The 19679-nt window shown below is 73.5% G+C and carries 19 protein-coding genes; 12 read left to right on the forward strand and 7 right to left on the reverse strand.

Translation table 11 applies throughout. The annotated features are described in order from the left end of the window. On the reverse strand, positions 1-3960 hold a 3960-nt coding region (locus tag NH339_RS11960), incomplete at its 3' end, for an ATP-dependent helicase (protein ID WP_253025576.1). Between the two features lie 90 nt (positions 3961-4050). Here NH339_RS11960 and NH339_RS11965 point away from each other — a divergent pair. Further along, positions 4051-5097 (forward strand): DUF3048 domain-containing protein, encoded by a 1047-nt coding sequence (locus tag NH339_RS11965; protein ID WP_253025589.1) that lies wholly within the window; start codon positions 4051-4053, stop codon positions 5095-5097. Positions 5098-5135: 38 nt separating this feature from the next. On the opposite strand, the gene NH339_RS11970 is transcribed toward NH339_RS11965, so the two are convergent. Next, entirely contained in the window at positions 5136-5804 is a 669-nt protein-coding gene (locus NH339_RS11970; protein ID WP_253025591.1) for a TetR/AcrR family transcriptional regulator, read from the reverse strand. A gap of 136 nt (positions 5805-5940) precedes the next feature. Between NH339_RS11970 and NH339_RS11975 the strand changes: the two genes are divergently transcribed. Further along, entirely contained in the window at positions 5941-6465 is a 525-nt protein-coding gene (locus NH339_RS11975) for a hypothetical protein (protein ID WP_253025593.1), read from the forward strand. An 86-nt stretch (positions 6466-6551) separates the two neighbouring features. On the opposite strand, the gene NH339_RS11980 is transcribed toward NH339_RS11975, so the two are convergent. Then, entirely contained in the window at positions 6552-7361 is an 810-nt protein-coding gene (locus NH339_RS11980; RefSeq protein ID WP_253025595.1) for a MerR family transcriptional regulator, read from the reverse strand. A gap of 18 nt (positions 7362-7379) precedes the next feature. Here NH339_RS11980 and NH339_RS11985 point away from each other — a divergent pair, with 18 nt between their 5' ends. Genes NH339_RS11985 through NH339_RS12000 form a run of 4 tightly spaced genes read left to right on the forward strand, consistent with a single transcriptional unit; the run spans position 7380 to position 10943 of the window. Continuing rightward, positions 7380-7931, forward strand: coding sequence for a YqgE/AlgH family protein (locus NH339_RS11985; RefSeq protein WP_253025597.1), 552 nt, complete (start codon positions 7380-7382; stop codon positions 7929-7931). Positions 7932-7989: 58 nt separating this feature from the next. Then, positions 7990-8280, forward strand: a complete 291-nt coding sequence (locus NH339_RS11990) for a DUF3039 domain-containing protein (protein WP_253025598.1) — start codon at positions 7990-7992, stop codon at positions 8278-8280. Next, on the forward strand, positions 8273-9967 hold the full coding sequence (locus NH339_RS11995; protein ID WP_253025600.1) for a DEAD/DEAH box helicase: 1695 nt from the start codon (positions 8273-8275) through the stop codon (positions 9965-9967). The genes NH339_RS11990 and NH339_RS11995 overlap by 8 nt, the downstream gene beginning before the upstream one ends. A 19-nt stretch (positions 9968-9986) precedes the next feature. Beyond that, positions 9987-10943, forward strand: a complete 957-nt coding sequence (locus NH339_RS12000; protein ID WP_253025602.1) for an alpha/beta hydrolase — start codon at positions 9987-9989, stop codon at positions 10941-10943. 699 nt (positions 10944-11642) lie between these two features. On the opposite strand, the gene NH339_RS12005 is transcribed toward NH339_RS12000, so the two are convergent. Further along, positions 11643-12266 (reverse strand): TetR/AcrR family transcriptional regulator, encoded by a 624-nt coding sequence (locus tag NH339_RS12005; protein WP_253025604.1) that lies wholly within the window; start codon positions 12264-12266, stop codon positions 11643-11645. Positions 12267-12412: 146 nt separating this feature from the next. Between NH339_RS12005 and NH339_RS12010 the strand changes: the two genes are divergently transcribed. From NH339_RS12010 to NH339_RS12025, 4 genes are all read left to right on the forward strand, one after another. Then, positions 12413-13948: a long-chain fatty acid--CoA ligase gene (locus tag NH339_RS12010; protein WP_253025606.1), complete on the forward strand. Its 1536-nt coding sequence runs from the start codon at positions 12413-12415 to the stop codon at positions 13946-13948. Then, positions 13948-14847: an oxygenase MpaB family protein gene (locus tag NH339_RS12015; protein ID WP_253025613.1), complete on the forward strand. Its 900-nt coding sequence runs from the start codon at positions 13948-13950 to the stop codon at positions 14845-14847. Before NH339_RS12010 ends, NH339_RS12015 begins: the two co-directional genes overlap by 1 nt. A 187-nt stretch (positions 14848-15034) precedes the next feature. After that, positions 15035-16072 carry an LLM class flavin-dependent oxidoreductase gene (locus tag NH339_RS12020; RefSeq protein WP_253025608.1) on the forward strand — a complete coding sequence of 346 codons (1038 nt, stop codon included), beginning with the start codon at positions 15035-15037 and terminating at the stop codon, positions 16070-16072. A 78-nt stretch (positions 16073-16150) separates the two neighbouring features. Further along, entirely contained in the window at positions 16151-16288 is a 138-nt protein-coding gene (locus NH339_RS12025) for a hypothetical protein (RefSeq protein ID WP_158509182.1), read from the forward strand. Here the strand turns inward: NH339_RS12025 and NH339_RS12030 are convergent. Both NH339_RS12030 and NH339_RS12035 read right to left on the reverse strand, forming a co-directional pair. Next, positions 16275-16850: an isochorismatase family protein gene (locus NH339_RS12030; protein ID WP_253025610.1), complete on the reverse strand. Its 576-nt coding sequence runs from the start codon at positions 16848-16850 to the stop codon at positions 16275-16277. The two genes, NH339_RS12025 and NH339_RS12030, sit on opposite strands and share 14 nt — an antisense overlap. A gap of 32 nt (positions 16851-16882) precedes the next feature. After that, positions 16883-18169, reverse strand: coding sequence for a nicotinate phosphoribosyltransferase (locus NH339_RS12035; protein ID WP_308207069.1), 1287 nt, complete (start codon positions 18167-18169; stop codon positions 16883-16885). A gap of 77 nt (positions 18170-18246) precedes the next feature. Between NH339_RS12035 and clpS the strand changes: the two genes are divergently transcribed. Together clpS and NH339_RS12045 are read left to right on the forward strand one after the other, a co-directional pair. Next, on the forward strand, positions 18247-18555 hold the full coding sequence (gene clpS, locus NH339_RS12040; RefSeq protein ID WP_253025611.1) for an ATP-dependent Clp protease adapter ClpS: 309 nt from the start codon (positions 18247-18249) through the stop codon (positions 18553-18555). Next, positions 18555-19130, forward strand: coding sequence for a DUF2017 domain-containing protein (locus NH339_RS12045; RefSeq protein WP_253025612.1), 576 nt, complete (start codon positions 18555-18557; stop codon positions 19128-19130). Before clpS ends, NH339_RS12045 begins: the two co-directional genes overlap by 1 nt. 28 nt (positions 19131-19158) lie before the next feature. On the opposite strand, the gene NH339_RS12050 is transcribed toward NH339_RS12045, so the two are convergent. Next, positions 19159-19679, reverse strand: a 521-nt coding sequence (locus NH339_RS12050; protein WP_374208286.1) for an ankyrin repeat domain-containing protein, incomplete at its 5' end; no start/stop codon positions are given.

The raw sequence follows: 19679 nt of genomic DNA on the forward strand, positions 1-19679 counted from the left end.
GTGCAGCCGCGCGCGTGGCGTGGAGCCGCCGCGTGAGCGGTGCGCGCCGCGGCCACCCAGCCGGGCGCGGACCGGGGCGTAGGAGTCGCCGGCCACCCGACCCGACCAGACCAGCTGCCACAGCGCCTCCACGACCGCGTCGTCGGAGACCGGCTTGCCGTCGTCGGTGGTCAGACCCTGGGTGAGCTGGCGGAAGAGGTACGCACCACCGTCCTCGAGGAGCGACAGCACGCGCAGGCCGAGCTCGTCGGGCTCGACCGGATCGCGCCGGGCGGGCAGCACGAGGTCGGCCGGGTGCAGCTGCACCCAGCCGTCGCTGCCGGCGAGCGTGCCCGCCCCGGTCCACACGACCTCGCCCGCGCCGAGCAGCTCGTCGAGCTGGGCCGGGCTGTAGTCACGGACCCTCGACGGCAGCACCAGCGACTCCCACGCCGACGCGGGAAGCGGCACGCCGGCGAGCTGGTCGACCACGGCGAGCACGCCGTCGAGGCCGCGCAGCGACCCGCCGACCTCCTGCCAGGAGGGCAGGAACCGGGCGAAGGTGCGCGGCTCGACGGGCTCGATCTGCTGTCGCGCGGCCGCGAGGGAGCGGCTGCGCAGCCGGCGCAGCACGTCGGTGTCGACGTGCTCGGTGCCCGCAGCACCCGGGCGGAACTCGCCCTCGACGAGCCGGTCGTCGCGGGTGAGCCGACGCAGCACGTCGAGCACCACGGCACGGCCGAGACCGAACCGCGCCGCCGCCTCGTCGGCCGTGAACGGGCCGTGGGTGCGGGCGTAGCGCGAGAGGAGGTCGCCCAACGGATCGGCCACCGGCTGCAGGAGCGCGTCCGGGACGCCGAGCGGCACCACGACCCCGAGCGCGTCACGCAGCCGGCCCGCATCCTCGACGACCACCCAGCGCGGCTCGCCGGCCACCGGCAGCTCCACGACACGACGGGCGTCCTGCAGCTCCTTGAGGGCCGGCACGGCGTCGTCGACGAGGCGCGCGTCGACCTCGTTGGTGGTGAGCGGACCCAGCAGCCGCAGCAGGTCGGCGGCGCCCTCGACACCGCGCAGACGACGGTCCTCGGCGAGTCGCTGCAGCTCGGCCTCGGTGCGCTCCAGCACCTCCGGGTCGAGCAGCTCGCGCAGCTCGGCGCGGCCCAGCAGCTCCGAGAGCAGCGTCGGGTCGAGCGACAGCGCGGCCGCGCGCCGCTCGGCGAGCGGCGTGTCGCCCTCGTAGAGGAAGGTGGCCACGTAGCCGAACAGCAGCGTGCGGGCGAACGGCGAGGCCGTCGACGTCTCGACCTCGACGATGCGCACGTCCTGCTGCGCCACCCGCTCGGCGAGCGTGGTGAGAGCGGGGAGGTCGTACACGTCCTGCAGGCACTCGCGCGCCGTCTCGAGCAGGATCGGGAAGTCGGCGTGCTCGCGCGCGACGTCGAGCAGCTGGGCCGCGCGCTGACGCTGCTGCCACAGCGGGGCCCGGGCGCCGGGGTTGCGGCGGGGGAGCAGCAGGGCGCGCGCCGCGCACTCGCGGAAGCGCGACGCGAAGAGCGCAGAGCCGCCGACCTCGGCCGTGACGACGCGCTCGAGGTCGTCGACGTCGAGCGTGAACAGGTCGGCACCCGGCACGCCGGCGGCCTCCGGGTCGGGGTCGTCGGCGGCCCAGGGCGACGAGGTGTCGGGGATGCGCGCGACGATGCCGTCGTCGGTGGCCACGACCGAGCCGTCGACGCCGTACCGCTCCAGCACGCGCGCCGCGACGACCAGCGCCCACGGCGCGTGCACGCGACGGCCGTAGGGGGAGTGCAGCACGACCCGCCAGTCGCCGAGCTCGTCGTGGAAGCGCTCGACGACCAGCGTGCGGTCGGTCGGCAGCGTGCTCATGGCCTCGCGCTGCTCGTCGAGGAAGGCCATGAGGTTGAACCGGGCCCGCTCGTCGAGGTGCTCGGGGGCGTGGCCCTCCGTGACCCGACGCAGGAACGCGCCGATCGCCTCGCCCAGCTCGGCCGGGCGGCCTGCGGCGTCGCCGCGCCAGAACGGCAGCCGGGCGGGCTCGCCGAACGCCGGGGTCACGATCACGCGGTCGTGGGTGATCTCCTGGATGCGCCAGCTGGTGGCCCCGAGCGCGAACACGTCGCCGACACGGGACTCGTAGACCATCTCCTCGTCGAGCTCGCCGACCCGCTTGGACGGTCCCTCGTCGACGCCGTCGGCCAGCACCACGGCGAACAGCCCGCGGTCGGGGATGGTGCCGCCGCTCGTGACGGCGAGCCGTTGCGCGCCCGGCCGCCCCACGATGGTGCCTGCGTCGCGGTCCCAGACGAGCCGAGGTCGCAGCTCGGCGAACCGGTCGGACGGGTACCGCCCGGCCAGGAGGTCGAGCGTGGCCTCGTACGCAGAGCGGGGGAGGGCAGCGAACGGCGCGGACCGTCGGACCACGTCGAACCAGGCCTCGACCTCGACCGGCTCCAGGGCGCAGGCCGCGACGGTCTGCTGGGCCAGGACGTCGAGCGGGTTCGCCGGTACCGCGAGCCGCTCGATGGCGCCGGCGCGCATCCGCTCGGCCGTGACCGCGGCGCCCACGAGGTCGTGGCGCGTGGTCGGGTAGACGAGACCGCGCGAGACCTCGCCGACCTGGTGGCCGGCGCGACCGACCCGCTGCAGCCCGCTCGCGACCGACGGGGGCGTCGACATCTGCACCACGAGGTCGACGGCGCCCATGTCGATGCCGAGCTCGAGGCTCGAGGTGGCGACGACGCAGCGCAGCCGGCCCGACTTGAGGTCGTCCTCGATGAGCGCCCGCTGCTCCTTGCTGACCGACCCGTGGTGGGCACGGGCGAGGGCACCGACCTCCTGCGCGTCGCCGCGCCCCGACGCCGTGCCGCTCACGCCGGACACCCGGCTCGGCGGCAGGGTGCTCGTCGTCTCCGGCTCCGCGCGGGCCTCGCGGTCGGCCCACTGCTCGTTCAGGTGCGCGGTGAGTCGCTCCGCCTGCCCGCGGGAGTTGCAGAAGACGATCGTGGAGCGCACCTGGAGGATCCGCTCGACGACGTCGTGCTCGATGAACGGCCAGATGCTGCCGCCGTTGTCGTCGGCGAGCGGGTCGCTGATGGACCGCGCGGCCGACCCCTCGTCGCGCACGACCTCGGCCTCCTGCGCACCGCGCGCCGACGGCGGCCGGGACAGCTCGGTCATGTCGTCCAGGGGAACCACGACGTCGAGCTCGAGGCGCGACGGCGACGGGGGAGCCACGACGTGGACGGGGGCGCGCCCGCCCAGGAAGCGGGCCACCTCGTCGTGCGGGCTGACCGTGGCGCTCAGCCCGACGCGTCGCGCCGGCTCGTCGAGCAGGTCGTCGAGACGTTCCATCGACAGCGCCAGGTGCGCGCCGCGCTTGGTGCCCGCGACCGCGTGGATCTCGTCGACGATGACGGTGTCGACACCACGCAGCGTGTCGCGGGCCGCCGACGTGAGCATGAGGAACAGCGACTCGGGGGTGGTGATGAGGATGTCGGGCGGGCTGGTGACGAGCGCCCGCCGGTCGCGAGCCGACGTGTCGCCCGAGCGCACGCCGACCCGGACGTCGGAGAACGTGTCGCCGCGGCGCGCCGCCACCTGCGTGATGCCGACCAGCGGCGACCGCAGGTTGCGCTCGACGTCGACCGCGAGCGCCTTGAGCGGGGAGATGTAGAGGACGCGGGTGCGGCGCTCCTTCTCCGGCGTCGGCTCGTGCAGCAGCCGGTCGATCGCGGACAGGAAGGCTGCGAGGGTCTTGCCCGAGCCGGTGGGCGCCACCACGAGCACGTGACGGCGCTCCGCGATCGCGGCCCAGGCCTCGGCCTGCGCGGGGGTGGGTGCGCTGAACGCGCCCTCGAACCACTCCCGCGTGGCCGGCGCGACCGTGCTCAGCGGGTCGTCGACCAGCCGGCTCGACGGCGCGTCGGCGCGGTCGTCGGAGGGCGTGGGTTCGGGCACGGCCCCATCGTGTCAGCCGGTGCCGACACCTGCGCGTCGTCCGGCGCAGGGTCCGACGTCGGGCGCCGCTCGTCAGGCAGGGTGGAGGTCATGACGAAGCACCGCCTCGCCGTCCTGGCCCCCGTCGTCGCCCCGGTCCTGGCCCTCGGGCTCGTGCTCTCGGGGTGCTCCTCGGGCCAGGACACGAAGGCGGCTCCCGAGCCGTCGAAGGGTGCCGGCGGGACCATCGTCGAGACGTCACCGCTCACCGGCGAGGTCCTGCGCGACGGTCGGCCGAAGAACCCGGTGTTCCTCGTCAAGATCGAGAACACTGACGCGGGCGCGCCGCAGGTCGGGCTCGACCAGGCCGACCTCGTCGTCGAGGAGCTCGTCGAGGGCGGCCTGACCCGCCTCGCGGCGTTGTACTACTCGAACCTGCCGCGCAAGGTCGGCCACGTGCGGTCGATGCGCGCGACCGACATCGGCATCGCCTCGCCGGTCGGCGGGCAGATCGTCGCCTCGGGCGGCGCGTCCGGCACCTACGGCCTGGTCAAGAAGGCCGGTCTCAAGGTGTTCTCCGAGGACGAGGGCGCGCCGGGGTTCAGCAGCGACCCCGCCAAGGTGCGCCCCTACAACCGGCTCGTGGACCTGCAGCGGCTCAAGCGGGCCAAGCCCAGCGACATCCCGGGCCCCTACCTCGACTGGACGCCCGCCGGCGGCACCGAGGCGTCGCCGTCCGCCTCCCCCTCGGCCTCACCGTCGGCCGGGACGAAGCCACGCCGGGTCACCCGGGCCTCCGTGCGCTTCTCGGGCTCCTCCACGACGCAGTGGAAGCTCTCGAAGGGCCACTGGGTGCGCACGAACGGCCACGCCTCCCGCGAGTTCCGCGCCGACACCCTCGTCGTGATGTTCGCCAAGGTCGGCGACGCGGGCTACACCGACCCGGCGGGCAACCCGGTGCCCGAGACGCGGATGAAGGGCTCCGGTCGTGCCGTGGTCCTCACCGCGGATGGCGCGGTGGAGACCACCTGGCGCAAGAAGGTGAACCGCTCGACCCTCTCGTTCACGACGAAGGACGGCGCGCCGCTCACCATCGACCCCGGCAAGACGTGGATCGAGCTCGTCCCGCAGGGAGCGGGCGCGGTCTCCCTGCGTTGATCGGGAGGGGCTGACCGGGAGAGGTCGACCGGGAGGGGTCAGGCCTCGGCGTGCGGGTCGGTGAGCGACGGCAGCAGCCGCATGCCCGCGAGGATGCCGCTGATCGAGGCGAGCACCTCGGCCGACGCCTGCTCCGCGTCGTCGGCGTCGGCGACGTACTCCGAGCTCGAGCGGATGGCGCCGAAGAAGATGGCGGCGTAGGCCTCGCTCAGCTCGTTCGCCCCGCCGAGGTCGTCGAGCAGCGCGTCGACCGTGCGCTTGACGATGCCGTAGGAGGCGGCGCGCTCGGCGACGGCCCAGCGCTCGTGCCCGAGCGCGACCGGGCCCTCCTGCAGGCAGATGCGGCGGAACTGCGGCTCCCGGCACACCTCGAGGAAGCCCTCGAGGCCGATCTGGGCGCGCTCCCACGGGTCGTCGGCGGTGTCGATCCGCTTCTCGATCTCGCGCGTGGCCTTCTCCTGCAGCCGGTCGAAGACGCTCTCGAACAGCGCGAGCTTGCTCGGGAAGTGGTGGTAGAGCGCACCCTTCGTGACGCGGGCGGCCGCGACGACCTCGTCGAGCGACGTGCCCGCGTAGCCGTGCGCGGCGAACAGCTGGGTCGCGTTCTCCAGCAGGGCGCGCTTGGTGCTCGAGGAGTAGCCCGTCCGGCGGGTCGTGCTGCGGGCGGCGCGGAGCACCTTCTTCTGCACCTTCGCGGGACTGGTCATGGCGCCCATCCTACGCACGCGTGGTGGTGAGCCTCACAGCACGCCAGGTTGCCTGACCTGCGCAGACACAACATACTCGAAGTACGTACCGAGGGTATGTTCCCTCGAACGACGGTCCCCCGAAAGGAGCACCTCCATGACCTGGGATGCCTACAACCGTCGCAAGTCCGCCCTCCGCGGGGTCCTGCAGCTGGCCGACCGCCGCCGCGAGGACACCGCCGACCAGCTGCTCGATGCCACCCCCGGCGCCCGCGAGGCGTTCGGCGACGAGCTCTCCCTCCTCTTCGACGTCCAGATGGCCTGGTACCAGCGGCTCAGCGGCCAGCTCGACCGCACCGTGCTCGAGGGCGACGCCCCGGCGACGGTCGCCGTCGAGGCCTGGGTCGCGGCCGCTGCCGCCATGCCCGGCGCACGGGCGCTGCTCGACGCCCACCGCGACCGCCCCGAGCTCGCGAAGGCCTTCGCCAAGGAGCAGGCCCTGCTGGCCGTCTCCGCCGGGGTCTCCAGCTGGCACCCCGACCTGCTCGGCCAGGGCGAGCGGATCGTGGCCGAGGCCCGCGACCGCGCCGTCCACGCACCCGTCGACACCCTCCCGTCGCGTGACGGCGAGGGTCGGGCGAGCGCCTTCATCGCCCGGCTGCGCAACGCCCTCGCCGCCTGAGCGGTCCCCCTGACGTCACCCCGTCCGCGCCTTCTCCCTCCCTCCCGGCGCGGGCGGGGTGATCCCCTTCGTGCCGGGCGTGCGGGTCAGCCGTCGGCGTCTGCGGGAGCGCTGCGACCGCGCAGGCCCACCTCGGCCAGCTGCTGGCCGATCTCGGCGTCGATCGCCGCGGCCAGCTCCTTGCGGAACATCGCGTACGTGACCTGGCTCGCCACGGGCAGGAGCTTCTCGACCGCCCCCAGGACCTCCGGCGCCTCCTCGGGCGGTAGCCCGCGGTTCAGGAACGGCTGGGCGATCGCCTTCACGGCGTTTTCGACGAAGGAGTCCGCGATCTCGCGCAGGTTGCGCTGCAGCAGCGGGAACAGCTCGATGATGTCCTTCGGGGGCAGACCGAGGGCGACGGCGGCGGCACCGTTGCGGACGATCGCCGGCTGCACCAGCAGCACCGACTCGTGGTCGTCCTCGACCCAGGCCGCCAGCCCGAACTCGACCAGGGCCTCGATGAGGCCGTCGTCGCGGCCGACGTTCGCGAGCGCGGCCAGCGCGTCGCGGCTCATCAGCTCGGGCTCGACGTCGTTCCAGGGCTCGTCGAGCAGGTGCAGCAGGTCCAGCGCCGGGGCGGTCGCCGACGCCGGGCTCGACAACACCGCCTTCTCGACGGCCGCCAGCGTGTACCCACGGTCGAGCAGGTCGCGCACGAGCTGCAGCCGTTGCAGGTGCCCTCGGTGGTAGTAGCCGGTGCGGCCCTCGAGTCGAGGCGGCTCGATCAGTCCTCGCGCCGCGTAGGCGCGGACGTTCCGGACGGTCATGTTCGCCCGCGCGGCGAGCTCGTCGACGGTGAACTCGACGTCCCCGTCGGCGTCGTCCGGCCCGGATGGCCCCTCCGTCACTGACATGCGGGCATCATAGGGGGCATGGAGACGCTCGCCGGTCGACTCCTCGTCGCCACCCCGGAGATCGCTGCCGGCCCGTTCGCGCGCAGCGTCGTCCTGCTGCTCGACCACGACGAGGACGGCGCGCTCGGCGTGGTCCTCAACCATCCGCTGGAGGCCGACGTCGAGGACGTCCTGCCGGCCTGGGCCGCCGTGGTCGGGGCGCCCGACTGCCTCTTCCAGGGCGGGCCGGTCGCCACCGACGCCGCGCTCGCGGTCGGGGTGCTCGGTCCCTCGGCCGTGCCCGTGCCCGGCTGGCGGGCGATGACCGGCTCCTTCGGCCTCGTCGACCTCGACGGGCCACCGCCGCAGGGCGGCGCGCTGCGGGGCCTGCGCGTGTTCGCGGGGTACGCCGGGTGGGGTCCCGAGCAGCTCGAGGGTGAGCTGGAGGAGGGCGCGTGGCTCGTCGTCGAGGCGCGTGACGACGACCTACTGTCGCCCGTGCCCGAGCGGCTGTGGCGCGACGTGCTGCTGCGCCAGGACGACGACGTCCGCCTGCTCTCCACCTATCCCGAGGATCCCGGCCTCAACTGAGCCGCACGTCCACGACCCGGGTCCGGGGGCGCTCGACCGGTGGCTCGCAGACGTTACGATGAGCGACGTGGGATTCTTCGGCAGCGGCACCCAGACGGTCCAGGACGAGCGCACCGACCTGCGCGGGGACGAGCGGCTCGAGGACGGTGACCACGAGCGCTTCAGCCACTACGTCCCGAAGGACACGCTGACCGAGGCGATGGTCATGGGCACCCCTTGTGTCGCGCTCTGCGGCAAGGTGTGGACGCCCAGCCGTGACCCGCAGCGCTTCCCGGTCTGCCCGGAGTGCAAGGAGATCTGGGAGGGCATGCAGCCCGGCGACGAGGGCGGCTCCGGCTCGGATGCCTAGCCAGCGCCTCCGGGCCTGGCAACGCGACGCGTTCGAGCTGTACTCGCGCAGGGAGCCGCGCGACTTCCTCACCGTCGCGACGCCCGGCGCCGGCAAGACCACGTTCGCCCTGACGATCGCGGCCGACCTGATGCACCGCGGTGTGGTCGAGCGCATCGTCGTCGTCACCCCGACCGACCACCTGAAGACGCAGTGGGCGCTCGCCGCGTCGGGCCTCGGCATCCGGCTCGAGCCGGCGCTCTCGGGCGCGCTGGCCCCGGGCTTCGACGGCTACTGCGTCACCTATGCCGGCCTGTCGGTGAACCCGAACGGGCACCGCGTACGGATCGACGCCCGCAAGACGCTGGTGATCCTCGACGAGGTGCACCACGCCGGCGACTCGTTGTCGTGGGGCGACGCCGTCCAGGAGGCCTGCGAGGGCGCGGTGCGTCGGCTCTCGCTCACCGGCACCCCGTTCCGCTCCGACGACAGCCCCATCCCGTTCGTCACCTACGAGCCGCAGCGCGACGGCACCAAGCAGAGCGTCGCCGACTACTCCTACAACTACGGGCGGGCGCTGCGCGACGGCGTCGTGCGGCCCGTGCTGTTCATGGCCTACTCCGGACAGATGCACTGGCGCACCCGCGCCGGCGACGAGGTGGCTGCCCGGCTCGGCGAGCCGCTCACCAAGGACGCCACCGCCCAGGCCCTGCGGACCGCCCTCGACCCGGAGGGGGCGTGGATGCCGACCGTGCTGCGGGCCGCGCACCGACGGCTCCTGGAGGTCCGGCGCGACATCCCCGACGCGGGCGGTCTCGTCATCGCCTCCGACCAGGACTCCGCCCGTGCCTACGCGCGCCTGCTCACCGACCTGACGGGGGAGCGGCCCACCGTCGTGCTCTCCGACGAGGCCGGCGCGAGCGGACGCATCGCCGAGTTCTCCGCGTCGATGTCGCCGTGGATGGTCGCCGTGCGGATGGTGAGCGAGGGGGTCGACGTGCCGCGGCTCGCCGTCGGCGTGTACGCCACCACGATCGCCACGCCGCTGTTCTTCGCGCAGGCCGTGGGCCGCTTCGTGCGCGCCCGGCGTCGGGGCGAGACCGCGTCGGTGTTCCTGCCCAGCGTCGCCGGTCTGCTGGCGCTCGCCGCCGACCTCGAGGTCGAGCGCGACCACGTCGTCGGCCGGCCGGTGAAGGATGAGGACGACCTGTTCGCCGCGGAGGCCGAGATGCTGGCCCGGGCGCAGGCGGGGGAGTCGGCGTCGGCCGAGCTCGAGCAGGGCACCTACCAGGCGCTCGGCAGCGAGGCCGACTTCGACCGCGTGCTCTTCGACGGCGGCGAGTACGCCGCGCAGATCTCGGACTCCCTCGACGACGACGACCTCGACTTCCTCGGCATCCCCGGCCTGCTCGAGGCCGACCAGGTGGCCGAGCTGCTGCGCGCCAAGCGGTCGAAGGCGTCGGCGGCAGCTCCTCGCGCCGCCACCCGGACCGCGGAGGACGTCGCGCACGAGCGTCGCAGCGAGCTGCGCCGCGAGCTCAACGGCCTCGTCGGTGCCTGGCACCACCGCACGGGGCAGCCGCACGGCGTCACCCACGCGCAGCTGCGCACCGAGACCGGAGGGCCCGCCGCGGCGCAGGCCACCGTCGAGCAGCTGCAGCGCCGGATCGACCTGCTCCGACGATGGGCCCTGCGCGCGTCGGGCTGAGCGGCACTAGCGTGAGGGCATGGCGCTTCCTCTCAGGACCCGTGTGTTCGGCGTGCTCGTCCGTCTCGGCTCCACGCCCATCGAGGAGGTCGACGACCTCCACAAGGCACGGCGCGAACGGCTCGGGCTGCAGCGCAGCGCCGTCGGACGCTGGCTGTTCGGCACGGCCGACCCGTCGGTGCGCACCACCGAGAACCACGTGCAGGTCGACGGCCGGGCACGGCGCTTCCTGCAGCACCGCCCGACCGGCGCCGCGAGCCCCGGGTCGGCGCCGCCGGTCGTGCTGAACCTGCACGGCGGCGGCTGGGTGCAGGGCAACCCGGAGCAGTCGGCCTGGTTCGCGAGCCGGGTCGCCGCCCGGACCGGCGCCGTGGTCCTCTCCTTCGACTACCGTCTCGCGCCCGAGGACCCGTTCCCGGCGGCCGTCGACGACGCGTGGGCGGCGCTGCAGTGGGTCGTCGAGCACGCGGAGGAGCTCGACGTCGACCCCGACCGGGTGGCCGTCATGGGCGACAGCGCCGGCGGCGGGCTGGCCGCGACGACGGCGCTGCTCGCGCGGGACGCCGGGGCGCCCGCGCTGAAGGCGGAGGTGCTCATCTACCCGGGCGTCGAGATGTACGACCGGTGGCCGAGCGAGGACGAGTTCGCCGACGCGCCCGTGCTGTCGTCGGCGAACATGCGCGCCTTCGTCCGCCTCTACCTGCGCGACCAGCACGGCACCCTCGACTGGCGCGCCTCGCCCATCCGCGCCGAGTCGCACGCCGGGCTGCCGTCGACCCTCGTCCTCGTCGCCGGCCACGACCCGCTCTCCGACAACGGCCGCCGCTACGCCGAGACCCTCGGCGAGCAGGGCGTCCACGTCGTCCTGCAGGAGTTTCCCGACGCCCTCCACGGCTTCGTGAGCCTCCCCGGCGTCAGCCCCGCCGCCACCCAGGCCGTCGACGTGACGGCGAGGTTCCTGCGCGACGTGCTCTGACCTGCGGGGCTGCGGTCGGCGTGACCCTGCTGGTGCGCTGCCTCGGGAGGTCTGGGCTTGGTGCTGCGCTGCCGCAGGGGGTCTGGGCTTGCTGGTGCGCTGCCGCAGGGGGTCTCGTCGTGCTGCTGCGCTGCCTCGGCTGGCGCTGGAGGTGGTCTCCGCAAGGGCCTCGACCGGGCGGCTGGGTGGCGAGGTGGCTCGGGTTCTCGGGCTGTGGCTCGGGTTGGACGCAAGATTCTGCGTTCGTGCGTCGGAGGGCCAAGCCTTCTGCGTCTGTTACGGGATTCCGTCGTCAACGCAGAAGCGTTCGACCTCCAGCGCGCGAAGGAAGAATTGTGGGCGCCCTTGGGGGTGGGGTGGGCAATGCTTCTTCCTTCTCGTGGCACGGTCCACGAGAAGGGAGAAGCACTGCCACGTCTGGCCCCTCAGCGGTAGATCCACCACCCTTCGAGCGCTCAGAAGGGTGGCAGATCCACCGCCAAGGGCGATGCGGTGGCAGAACTACCGCTCAGGGGGCGAGAACGCAGAATCCTGCGTCCACCCCGAGCGCGACTCGCAGCCCGAGACCCCAGACCAGCGCGGTCGCCAACCGCCCGGTCGAGGCCTTTTCGGAGCGCAGGTCGACGAGAAGCCGCACCGACGCAGCCGCAGGTCGAGCGAGAATCCCGACCCGCGCAGCCGCAGGTCGAGAGCCAAGCCTCAGCCCCCCAGGACCTCCGGCACCACGTCGTCGACGATCGCGAGGAGGGTGCGGCGCAGGAGGGTATGGACCTGGGGGCGGGTGAGGGCGTCGTGGAGGAGCCACTCGCGGGCGGCGGAGCGGGCGAGGTGCCCGTAGGTGCGCACGAGGGCGCGCAGCAGGTCGCGGTGGGCCGCGTCGTCGCCGAGGTGGACGGCGTCGAGCACGCGGTCGACGGTGATGTTCTCGGCCTCCGTCAGGATCGCCTCGAGCTCGGGGTCGCGGCCCATCACGAACGGGTCGGCGGCCGCGATCCACGTCGTGCCCGACTCCTGCAGCGCGTCGAGGTACCAGGCCACGGCGGCGTCGATGCGCTCCTCGAGCGTCCCGTCCGGCAGCTCCTCGACGGCGACCGACGGGACGGTCGACGCCTCGCGCACGACCTCGAGGTAGAGGTCGCGCTTCGTGCCGAAGTAGTGGTTGATGAGGCCGCGCGCGACGCCGGCCTCCTGTGCGACGTCGGCGAGGGAGACGGCGGGGTAGGGGCGGGCCGCGAACGCCGCGGTGGCGGCCGCGAGGATCTCGGCGCGGCGTCGGTCCGCGTCGAGGCGCTGGAAGCGGGGGCCGGCGGGGCTCGTCGTCACCCGCCGAAGCCTGCCACGACCACGCATCGCTGCGCAGCCCCACCGCGCACCCGACCGTTGACGGCGCCACCACGGAGTGCCATTGTTGGCGGTGCGCCAACAAGAGTGACCTGGCGCACGCCACCCGCGTCCTCCGAGGAGTCGATGTGCAGCTCACCCAAGGCCTCCACCGTGCCGTCCAGACCAGCCCCGACGCCGTCGCCACCGTGTGCGGCGACCGTCGCCGCACCTTCCGCGAGCACGCCGACCGCGTCGCCCGGCTCGCCGCCGCGCTGCACGGCCTGGGGGTCCGCGAGGGCGACCGCGTGGCGATCCTGTCGCTGAACAGCGACCGCTACGCCGAGTACCTGCTGGCGGTGCCGTGGGCCGGCGCGGTCGTCAACCCCGTCAACATCCGCTGGAGCCCCGCCGAGGTCGTCTACTCCCTGCGCGACTCCGGCACCACCGTGCTGCTCGTCGACGACGCCTTCGCGCCCCTCGTGCCGACGCTCACCGAGCAGGTCGAGTCGCTCGTCGCGGTCGTCCACTGCGGCGACGGTGTGCTGCCCGAGGGTCTGCTGTCGTACGAGGAGCTCGTCGCCGCCCACGAGCCCGTCGACGACGCGCGCCGCTCGGGCGACGACCTCGCCGGCATCTTCTACACAGGCGGCACGACCGGCTTCCCGAAGGGTGTCATGCTCTCGCACGCCAACCTCGTCACGTCGGCCATGGGCGCGATGGCCTCCGGCGAGCTCGTGCGCCGCGGCTCGGTCCTGCTGCACGCGGCACCGATGTTCCACCTGGCCGACCTCGCCGCGTGGACGTCGCAGGTGCTGCAGGGCGGCACCCACGTGACGGTGCCGTTCTTCGAGCCGGCTGCCGTGCTCGACGCGATCGAGCGGCACGGCGTCACCGACATGCTCCTGGTGCCGACGATGATCCAGATGCTCGTCGACCACCCGGCCGTCGGCGACCACGACCTGTCGTCGCTGCAGCGCCTGCTCTACGGCGGATCGGTCATCTCCACCGGCGTCCTCGAGCGCACGCTGGCCACCCTGCCGGGCGTGCGTCTCACGCAGGCCTACGGCATGACCGAGCTGTCGCCGGTCGCCACCCTGCTGCTGCCCGACGAGCACGAGGGTCGTCGACTCTCGTCCGGCGGTCGCGCCGCGCTGCACGCGGAGGTGCGGATCCTCGACGCCGACGACCGGCCGGTCCCGACCGGCACGGTGGGGGAGATCTGCGTGCGCGGGGGACACGTCATGCAGGGCTACTGGAACAAGCCGGAGGAGACGAGGGCGGCCCTGCGTGGCGGCTGGATGCACACGGGCGACGGCGGCTACGTCGACGAGGACGGGTACGTCTACGTCGTCGACCGGATCAAGGACATGATCGTCACGGGCGGTGAGAACGTGTACTCGGCCGAGGTCGAGAGCGCCCTCAGCAAGCACCCGTCCGTGGCGCAGGTGGCGGTCATCGGGCTGCCCGACGAGCGGTACGGCGAGAAGGTGCACGCCTACGTCGTCGCGACGCCGGGCACGGCCCCGGACCCCGACGAGCTGCAGACCCACGCCCGCGGCCTGATCGCGGGCTACAAGGTGCCTCGGTCGTTCACCCTCGTCGACGCGTTGCCGATGTCGGGCGCGGGCAAGATCCTCAAGCGGGAGCTGCGGGCCCAGGCGGCGCAGGAGGTGACCGCGTGATGCGCATCCCCGGACTCCTGCCCCGCGACCACTGGGTGCGGCACGTCGAGACCCTCGACCCGACCGTCGACTACGAGGAGATCTCGCGCATCACCGGGCACCACGAGTTCCCGTGGGACCTGCAGCAGGCCCTCAGCTTCGCGTTGTTCCGCACCTACGCGGTGCCGTCGATCGGCAGCCTCCTGCACCGTACCGACGAGTTCACGGGCAGCACGCAGAAGCGGCACGACGACACCGTCATCGTGCTCGAGACCGTGCTCGACGACGGCATGGAGAACCCGGACGGTCGCGCCGCGATCCGTCGCATGAACCAGATGCACGGCAGCTACGACATCTCCAACGACGACATGCTCTACGTCCTGTGCACCTTCGTGGTGGCACCGGTGCGGTGGATCGAGGAGCTGGGATGGCGTCGGCTCACCGAGACCGAGCTGCGGGCCGCGGTCGAGTACTACCGGCGGCTCGGGCGGCTCATGGGGATCCGCGGGATCCCCGTTGACTACGCCGGGTTCGAGCGGCACATGGACCGCTACGAGGCGGCGCACTTCGCGTTCGACCCCGGCTCGCGCGCGGTCGCCGACGCCACGCTCGACCTCTTCACGACGTTCTACCCGCGACCGCTGCGCCCCGCGATGCGCACGTTCGCGATCGCGCTGCTCGACGACCACCTGCGCCGGGCGTTCGACTACCCGGCGCCCCCGCGCTGGGTGCAGCGGGCGGCGCGGCGCGCCATCCGTGCCCGCAGCCGGGTGGTCCGGCTCCTCCCGCCGCGCCGGCGTCCGTACGACCCTCGGCGCTCGCACCGCATCCGCAGCTACCCGGGCGGGTTCATGGTCGAGCGGCTCGGCACCTTCCCCTCGGGCAGCCGGGCCGACGACGTGACCACCTCGACCGCCTAGCGTTCTCCGCGCCGGGACCGTGACCTTCGACCCCGCCGGACGGTTGAGGGAGTGACGTCACCCTTCGTCGGGGTCCGTCCGGGCCCCGTCCCGGGGGAGGCCCGGACGGGCCGGCGCCGCCGGCCCGGGCAGCCCCGGCAGCGGGCGCCCGGGGAAGGGTTCACCGCCCGACGTTGTTGACCCCGGTATGCGCCTGTCCGTCCTCGACCTCGTCCCCGTCCGCACCGACCAGTCGACCGCGGACGCCGTCGCGGCCGCCGTCTCGCTCGCCCAGACCGCCGACCGGCTGGGCTTCGAGCGCTACTGGGTCGCCGAGCACCACAACATGCCTGCCGTGGCGGCGTCGAGCCCGCCGGTGCTGATCGGCGTGCTGGCGGGCGCGACGGAGCGGATCCGGCTGGGCTCCGGCGGCGTCATGCTCCCGAACCACGCGCCACTCGCCGTCGCCGAGCAGTTCGCGCTCCTGGAGGCCGCGTTCCCCGGCCGGATCGACCTCGGCATCGGGCGCGCCCCCGGCTCCGACCCGGTCACGTCGTGGGCGCTGCGTGGTGCTGCGGGCCGCGACGACACCGACGTCGAGAACTTCCCCCAGTACCTCGACGACGTCGTGGCCCTCATGGACGGTCGCGGTGTGCGGGTGCCGATCCCGCAGCAGCAGTACGTGCTGAAGGCGACGCCGGCGGCGACGTCGGCAGCCCGGCTGTGGTTGCTGGGCTCGTCGATGTACTCCGCGCAGCTCGCCGCGGCCAAGGGTCTGCCGTACGTGTTCGCGCACCACTTCTCGGGACAGGGCACCGAGGAGGCGCTGGCCCACTACCGCTCCCACTTCCGCCCGTCGGACCTGCTGGACCGCCCGACGACGTTCCTCACGGTCAACGCGTCGGTGGCCCCGACGACCGAGGAGGCGCTGGCCATGGCGCTGCCGAACCTGCAGAACATGGCGCGTCTGCGCACCGGTCAGCCGCTCACCGCGATCGACCTCGTCGAGGACGCGCAGGAGGCGGTGCTCGCACCGCAGCAGCAGGCCATGGTCGACGCGGGCACGACACGGCCGGTGCTGGGCGACCCGCAGACCGCCGCCCGGCAGGTGCGGGAGCTCGCGGAGCACTTCGAGGTCGACGAGGTCATGCTGCACCCGGTGGGCTCGGCCCGACGCGGAGCGGACCCCCGACGCTCTCCTGCCCGCGAGGAGACGCTCGAGCTGCTGGCCAAGGAGCTGCTCTAGCCCGCTCGTCCGGCACCGGTCACCTGACGTTCACGTCGGCGACCGGTGCCGTTGCGCTGCCGGGGTCACGCTGGCGCCATGAAGCACACGCTCACCCGTCGCGACCTGCTCGCCTCGATCCCGGTGATCGCCCTCGGGGCGCTGCTGTTCGTGCTGCCCCCGGCGCCGGACCAGCCCACGCAGACGCCCACGGCGTCGGCGGTCAGCGCTCCCTGACCTCGACCCGCGCCGCGCGCAGCTCCTCGCGCAGCGCGGGCAGCCCGGACGGGTCGACCGCAGCGGTCATCCCCTCGATCACCCGCACCGTGAAGCCCTCGCGGGCGCCGTCGAGCGCCGTGGCCCGCACGCAGTGGTCGGTGGCGATGCCGACGACGTCGAGCGTCGTGATGCCGTGCTCGTGCAGCCACGCAGCCATCGGGACCCCGTCGGAGGTCACGCCCTCGAAGCCGGAGTACGCCGCCTCGTACTCGCCCTTGAGGAAGACCGCGTCGAACTGGTCGTCGCGCAGCGGCTCGTGCAGCTCGGCGCCGGGGGTGCCGACGACGCAGTGCGGCGGCCACGAGTCCACGTAGTCGGGCGTGCTCGAGAAGTGCGGTCCGGGGTCGACGTGGTGGTCGCGGGTGGCCACCACGGTCGCGTACTCGCCGGACTGCAGGAGTGTCGCGACCCGGTGGGCGAGGTCGGCGCCACCGGCGACGGCGAGCGAGCCGCCCTCGCAGAAGTCGTTCTGCACGTCGACGACGACGAGTGCCGTGGACGGGTCGTGGGTCGTGGTCATGGGTCCTCCCGACAGGTGGGGGTGGGGTCGGTTCAGCGCTCGAAGACCGTCTCGAGCACGGGCTCGCCGGCGGAGAGCTTGTGCGCGGCGGCGGGCAGCTCGGCGATGGCCGCGGCATGGCGTGCGCGCGCGTCGTCGAGCGTGTCGTGGTGCACCCGCGTGCCGCCCTCGACGAACGGCACGAGGAGCGAGCGGTCGTCGCCGTCGTCGTGCGGCGGCGCGCCGATGCCGACCACCTCGGCCTGCGCCGTGCCCTCGGCCGAGAGTCGTCGCAGGGCCCACTTGCGGCCGCCGACGCTGGCCTTGTCGGCACTCTTCTTGGCCACCGGGACGAGGGCGTCGCCCGCGTCGGCGCGCGCGACGAGCTTGTAGACGAACCCCGACGTGGGGGCGCCGGACCCGGTGACGAGCGACGTGCCCACGCCGTACCCGTCGACCGGTGCGGCGGCGAGCCCGGCGATGGCGTGCTCGTCGAGGTCGCTGGTGACGACGATGCGCGTCGCCGTGGCGCCGAGCCCGTCGAGCTGCTCGCGCACGCGCCGGGCCAGCGACGGGAGGTCGCCGGAGTCGATCCGGACGGCGCCGAGCCCTGGTCCGGCGACGTCGATCCCGGTGCGGACCGCCTCCTCGATGTCGTAGGTGTCGACGAGCAGGGTGGTGCCGGTCCCGAGCGACGCCACCTGCGCCGTGAACGCGTCGCGCTCGGTGTCGTGCAGCAGCGTGAACGAGTGGGCGCTGGTGCCCGCCGTCGGGATGCCGTGCGTGCGCCCGGCCTCCAGGTTGGACGTGGTCGCGAACCCGGCCACGTAGGCAGCGCGTGCGGCGGCGACGGCGGCGCGCTCGTGGGTACGGCGCGAGCCCATCTCGATGCAGGGTCGTCCGTCGGCCGCGCCGACCATGCGCGCGGCGGCCGACGCGATGGCGGAGTCGTGGTTGAGCACCGAGAGGAACAGCGTCTCCAGGACCACCGCCTCGGCGAAGGTCCCCTCGACGACGAGGACCGGCGACGCGGGGAAGTAGAGCTCGCCCTCGGGGTAGCCCCACACGTCGCCGGTGAACCGGTAGTCGGCGAGCCAGTCGCACGTCGTGTCGTCGACCACACCCCGCTCGCGCAGCCAGGCGACGGTGCCGGGGTCGAAGCGGAAGTCCTCGAGGGCGTCGAGCAGGCGCCCGGTGCCCGCCACGACGCCGTAGCGCCGGCCGGTCGGCAGCCGGCGCGCGAACAGCTCGAACACGGAGTGCCGGTGCGCGGTGCCGTCGGCGAGCGCCGCCTGCAGCATCGTGAGCTCGTAGTGGTCGGTGAGGAGTGCCGTGGTCACCTCGCCAGCGTAGGGCCGCCGTCGGACGCGGCACCCCCACGCGGGCGCGTTTCGGTCAGCGGCGACCCTGGGACACAATGGGACGCGTGACCACCCCGGCCCCGATCGAGCTCGACGAGCCTGCGTCCGAGCTCGGCCTCGCGCTCCAGGACCCGTGGGTCACGATCGTCTGGAACGACCCGGTCAACCTGATGTCCTACGTGTCGTACGTGTTCCGCACGTACTTCGGCTACACCGAGGAGAAGGCGACCGAGCTGATGCTGGCGGTGCACCACGAGGGGCGGGCGGTCGTGTCCAGCGGCAGCCGCGAGCAGATGGAGCGGCACGTGCAGGCCATGCACGAGTACGGCCTGTGGGCGACGCTGCAGAAGTCGGACTCCGTCTGATGCGTCCCTTCAAGCGCCGCCGACGCGGCGGGGTCGTGGCCGTGTTCGAGCCCGACGAGGCGCACGTGCTGGCCAACCTGGCCGGGCAGGTGGTCGAGCTGCTGCGCGACCGCAACGGTGCCAGCGAGTCCGACCCCGACCCGCTCGCCGTCCAGCTCGGCATGGGTGGCCCGTCGCTGCCACCGGAGGACCCGGTGCTGCGCCGGCTCCTTCCCGACGCCTACGGCGACGACGCGGAGGAGTCGGCCGAGTTCCGCCGCTTCACGGAGCGGTCGCTCACGAGCGCCAAGGTCGAGAACGCCGAGCGTCTCATCGCGTCGCTCGAGGCTGGCGGCCTCGATCACGAGGAGGAGATGGACACCGTCGTGGAGGTCGAGCTCGACCCGGCCGACGTGCAGGCGTGGCTGCGCAGCCTGACCGACATCAGGCTCTCCATCGCCGTCCGCCTCGGCATCGACTCCGAGGACGACCAGCTCGCGCTGTCCGAGAGCGACGACCCCGCCGTGAGCACGATGGTCGACGTCTACGACTGGCTCGGCTACGTGCAGGAGACCTTGGTCGGCGCGCTCGACTGAGCGTCCGTCACGAGGGCGGACACAGGGGTCAGCCTCGGCGCAGGACCGCCGCCATCCCGCTCAGGCCGCGGGCCTCGGCGAGCTGGAGCGCAGTACGCCCCCGGCGGTCGCGGATCGTCGGGTCGGCGCCGGCGTCGAGCAGTGCCTGGACGACGGCCCGGTGGCGGGGGCCGCCGTCGCCGAGCACGACGGCCTCGAGGAGCGCCGTCCACCCGAGGTCGTTCACGTGGTCCAGGTCGACGTCGGTCGTCGACACCCAGCGGACGTACGCTACGTGCCCGCGCTCGCTCGCAGGGATCGGCGAGAGACCGCCGAAGCGGTTGCGCAGGGTGAGGTCGGCGCCCGCGTCGAGCAGCAGACGTCCCATCGCGACGCTGCCCGTGACCCCCGTGACCAGCCACGGGGTGTCGGACCGGTCGTCGACCGCATCCGGGTCGGCGCCGACGTGCACCAGCAGCTCCGCCACCTCGACGTGGTCCGCCGCCGCGGCGAGCAGCAGCGGGGTGCGGCGCCGTGCGTCGCGGGCCTCGACGTCGGCCCCGTCGCGCA

Source organism: Aeromicrobium sp. CnD17-E, from assembly GCF_024124745.1.
In the GTDB taxonomy this organism is placed as follows: Bacteria; Actinomycetota; Actinomycetes; order Propionibacteriales; family Nocardioidaceae; genus Aeromicrobium.

What these genes read in the sequence shown, in the direction of transcription:
- NH339_RS11965 (WP_253025589.1), top strand. Translation starts at nt 4,051, where the DNA reads ATGACGAAGCACCGCCTCGCCGTCCTGGCCCCCGTCGTCGCCCCGGTC.
- NH339_RS11970 (WP_253025591.1), bottom strand. Translation starts at nt 5,804, where the DNA reads ATGACCAGTCCCGCGAAGGTGCAGAAGAAGGTGCTCCGCGCCGCCCGC.
- NH339_RS11975 (WP_253025593.1), top strand. Translation starts at nt 5,941, where the DNA reads ATGACCTGGGATGCCTACAACCGTCGCAAGTCCGCCCTCCGCGGGGTC.
- NH339_RS11980 (WP_253025595.1), bottom strand. Translation starts at nt 7,361, where the DNA reads ATGTCAGTGACGGAGGGGCCATCCGGGCCGGACGACGCCGACGGGGAC.
- NH339_RS11985 (WP_253025597.1), top strand. Translation starts at nt 7,380, where the DNA reads ATGGAGACGCTCGCCGGTCGACTCCTCGTCGCCACCCCGGAGATCGCT.
- NH339_RS11990 (WP_253025598.1), top strand. Translation starts at nt 7,990, where the DNA reads ATGAGCGACGTGGGATTCTTCGGCAGCGGCACCCAGACGGTCCAGGAC.
- NH339_RS11995 (WP_253025600.1), top strand. Translation starts at nt 8,273, where the DNA reads ATGCCTAGCCAGCGCCTCCGGGCCTGGCAACGCGACGCGTTCGAGCTG.
- NH339_RS12000 (WP_253025602.1), top strand. Translation starts at nt 9,987, where the DNA reads ATGGCGCTTCCTCTCAGGACCCGTGTGTTCGGCGTGCTCGTCCGTCTC.
- NH339_RS12015 (WP_253025613.1), top strand. Translation starts at nt 13,948, where the DNA reads ATGCGCATCCCCGGACTCCTGCCCCGCGACCACTGGGTGCGGCACGTC.
- NH339_RS12020 (WP_253025608.1), top strand. Translation starts at nt 15,035, where the DNA reads ATGCGCCTGTCCGTCCTCGACCTCGTCCCCGTCCGCACCGACCAGTCG.
- NH339_RS12025 (WP_158509182.1), top strand. Translation starts at nt 16,151, where the DNA reads ATGAAGCACACGCTCACCCGTCGCGACCTGCTCGCCTCGATCCCGGTG.
- NH339_RS12030 (WP_253025610.1), bottom strand. Translation starts at nt 16,850, where the DNA reads ATGACCACGACCCACGACCCGTCCACGGCACTCGTCGTCGTCGACGTG.
- clpS (WP_253025611.1), top strand. Translation starts at nt 18,247, where the DNA reads ATGGGACGCGTGACCACCCCGGCCCCGATCGAGCTCGACGAGCCTGCG.
- NH339_RS12045 (WP_253025612.1), top strand. Translation starts at nt 18,555, where the DNA reads ATGCGTCCCTTCAAGCGCCGCCGACGCGGCGGGGTCGTGGCCGTGTTC.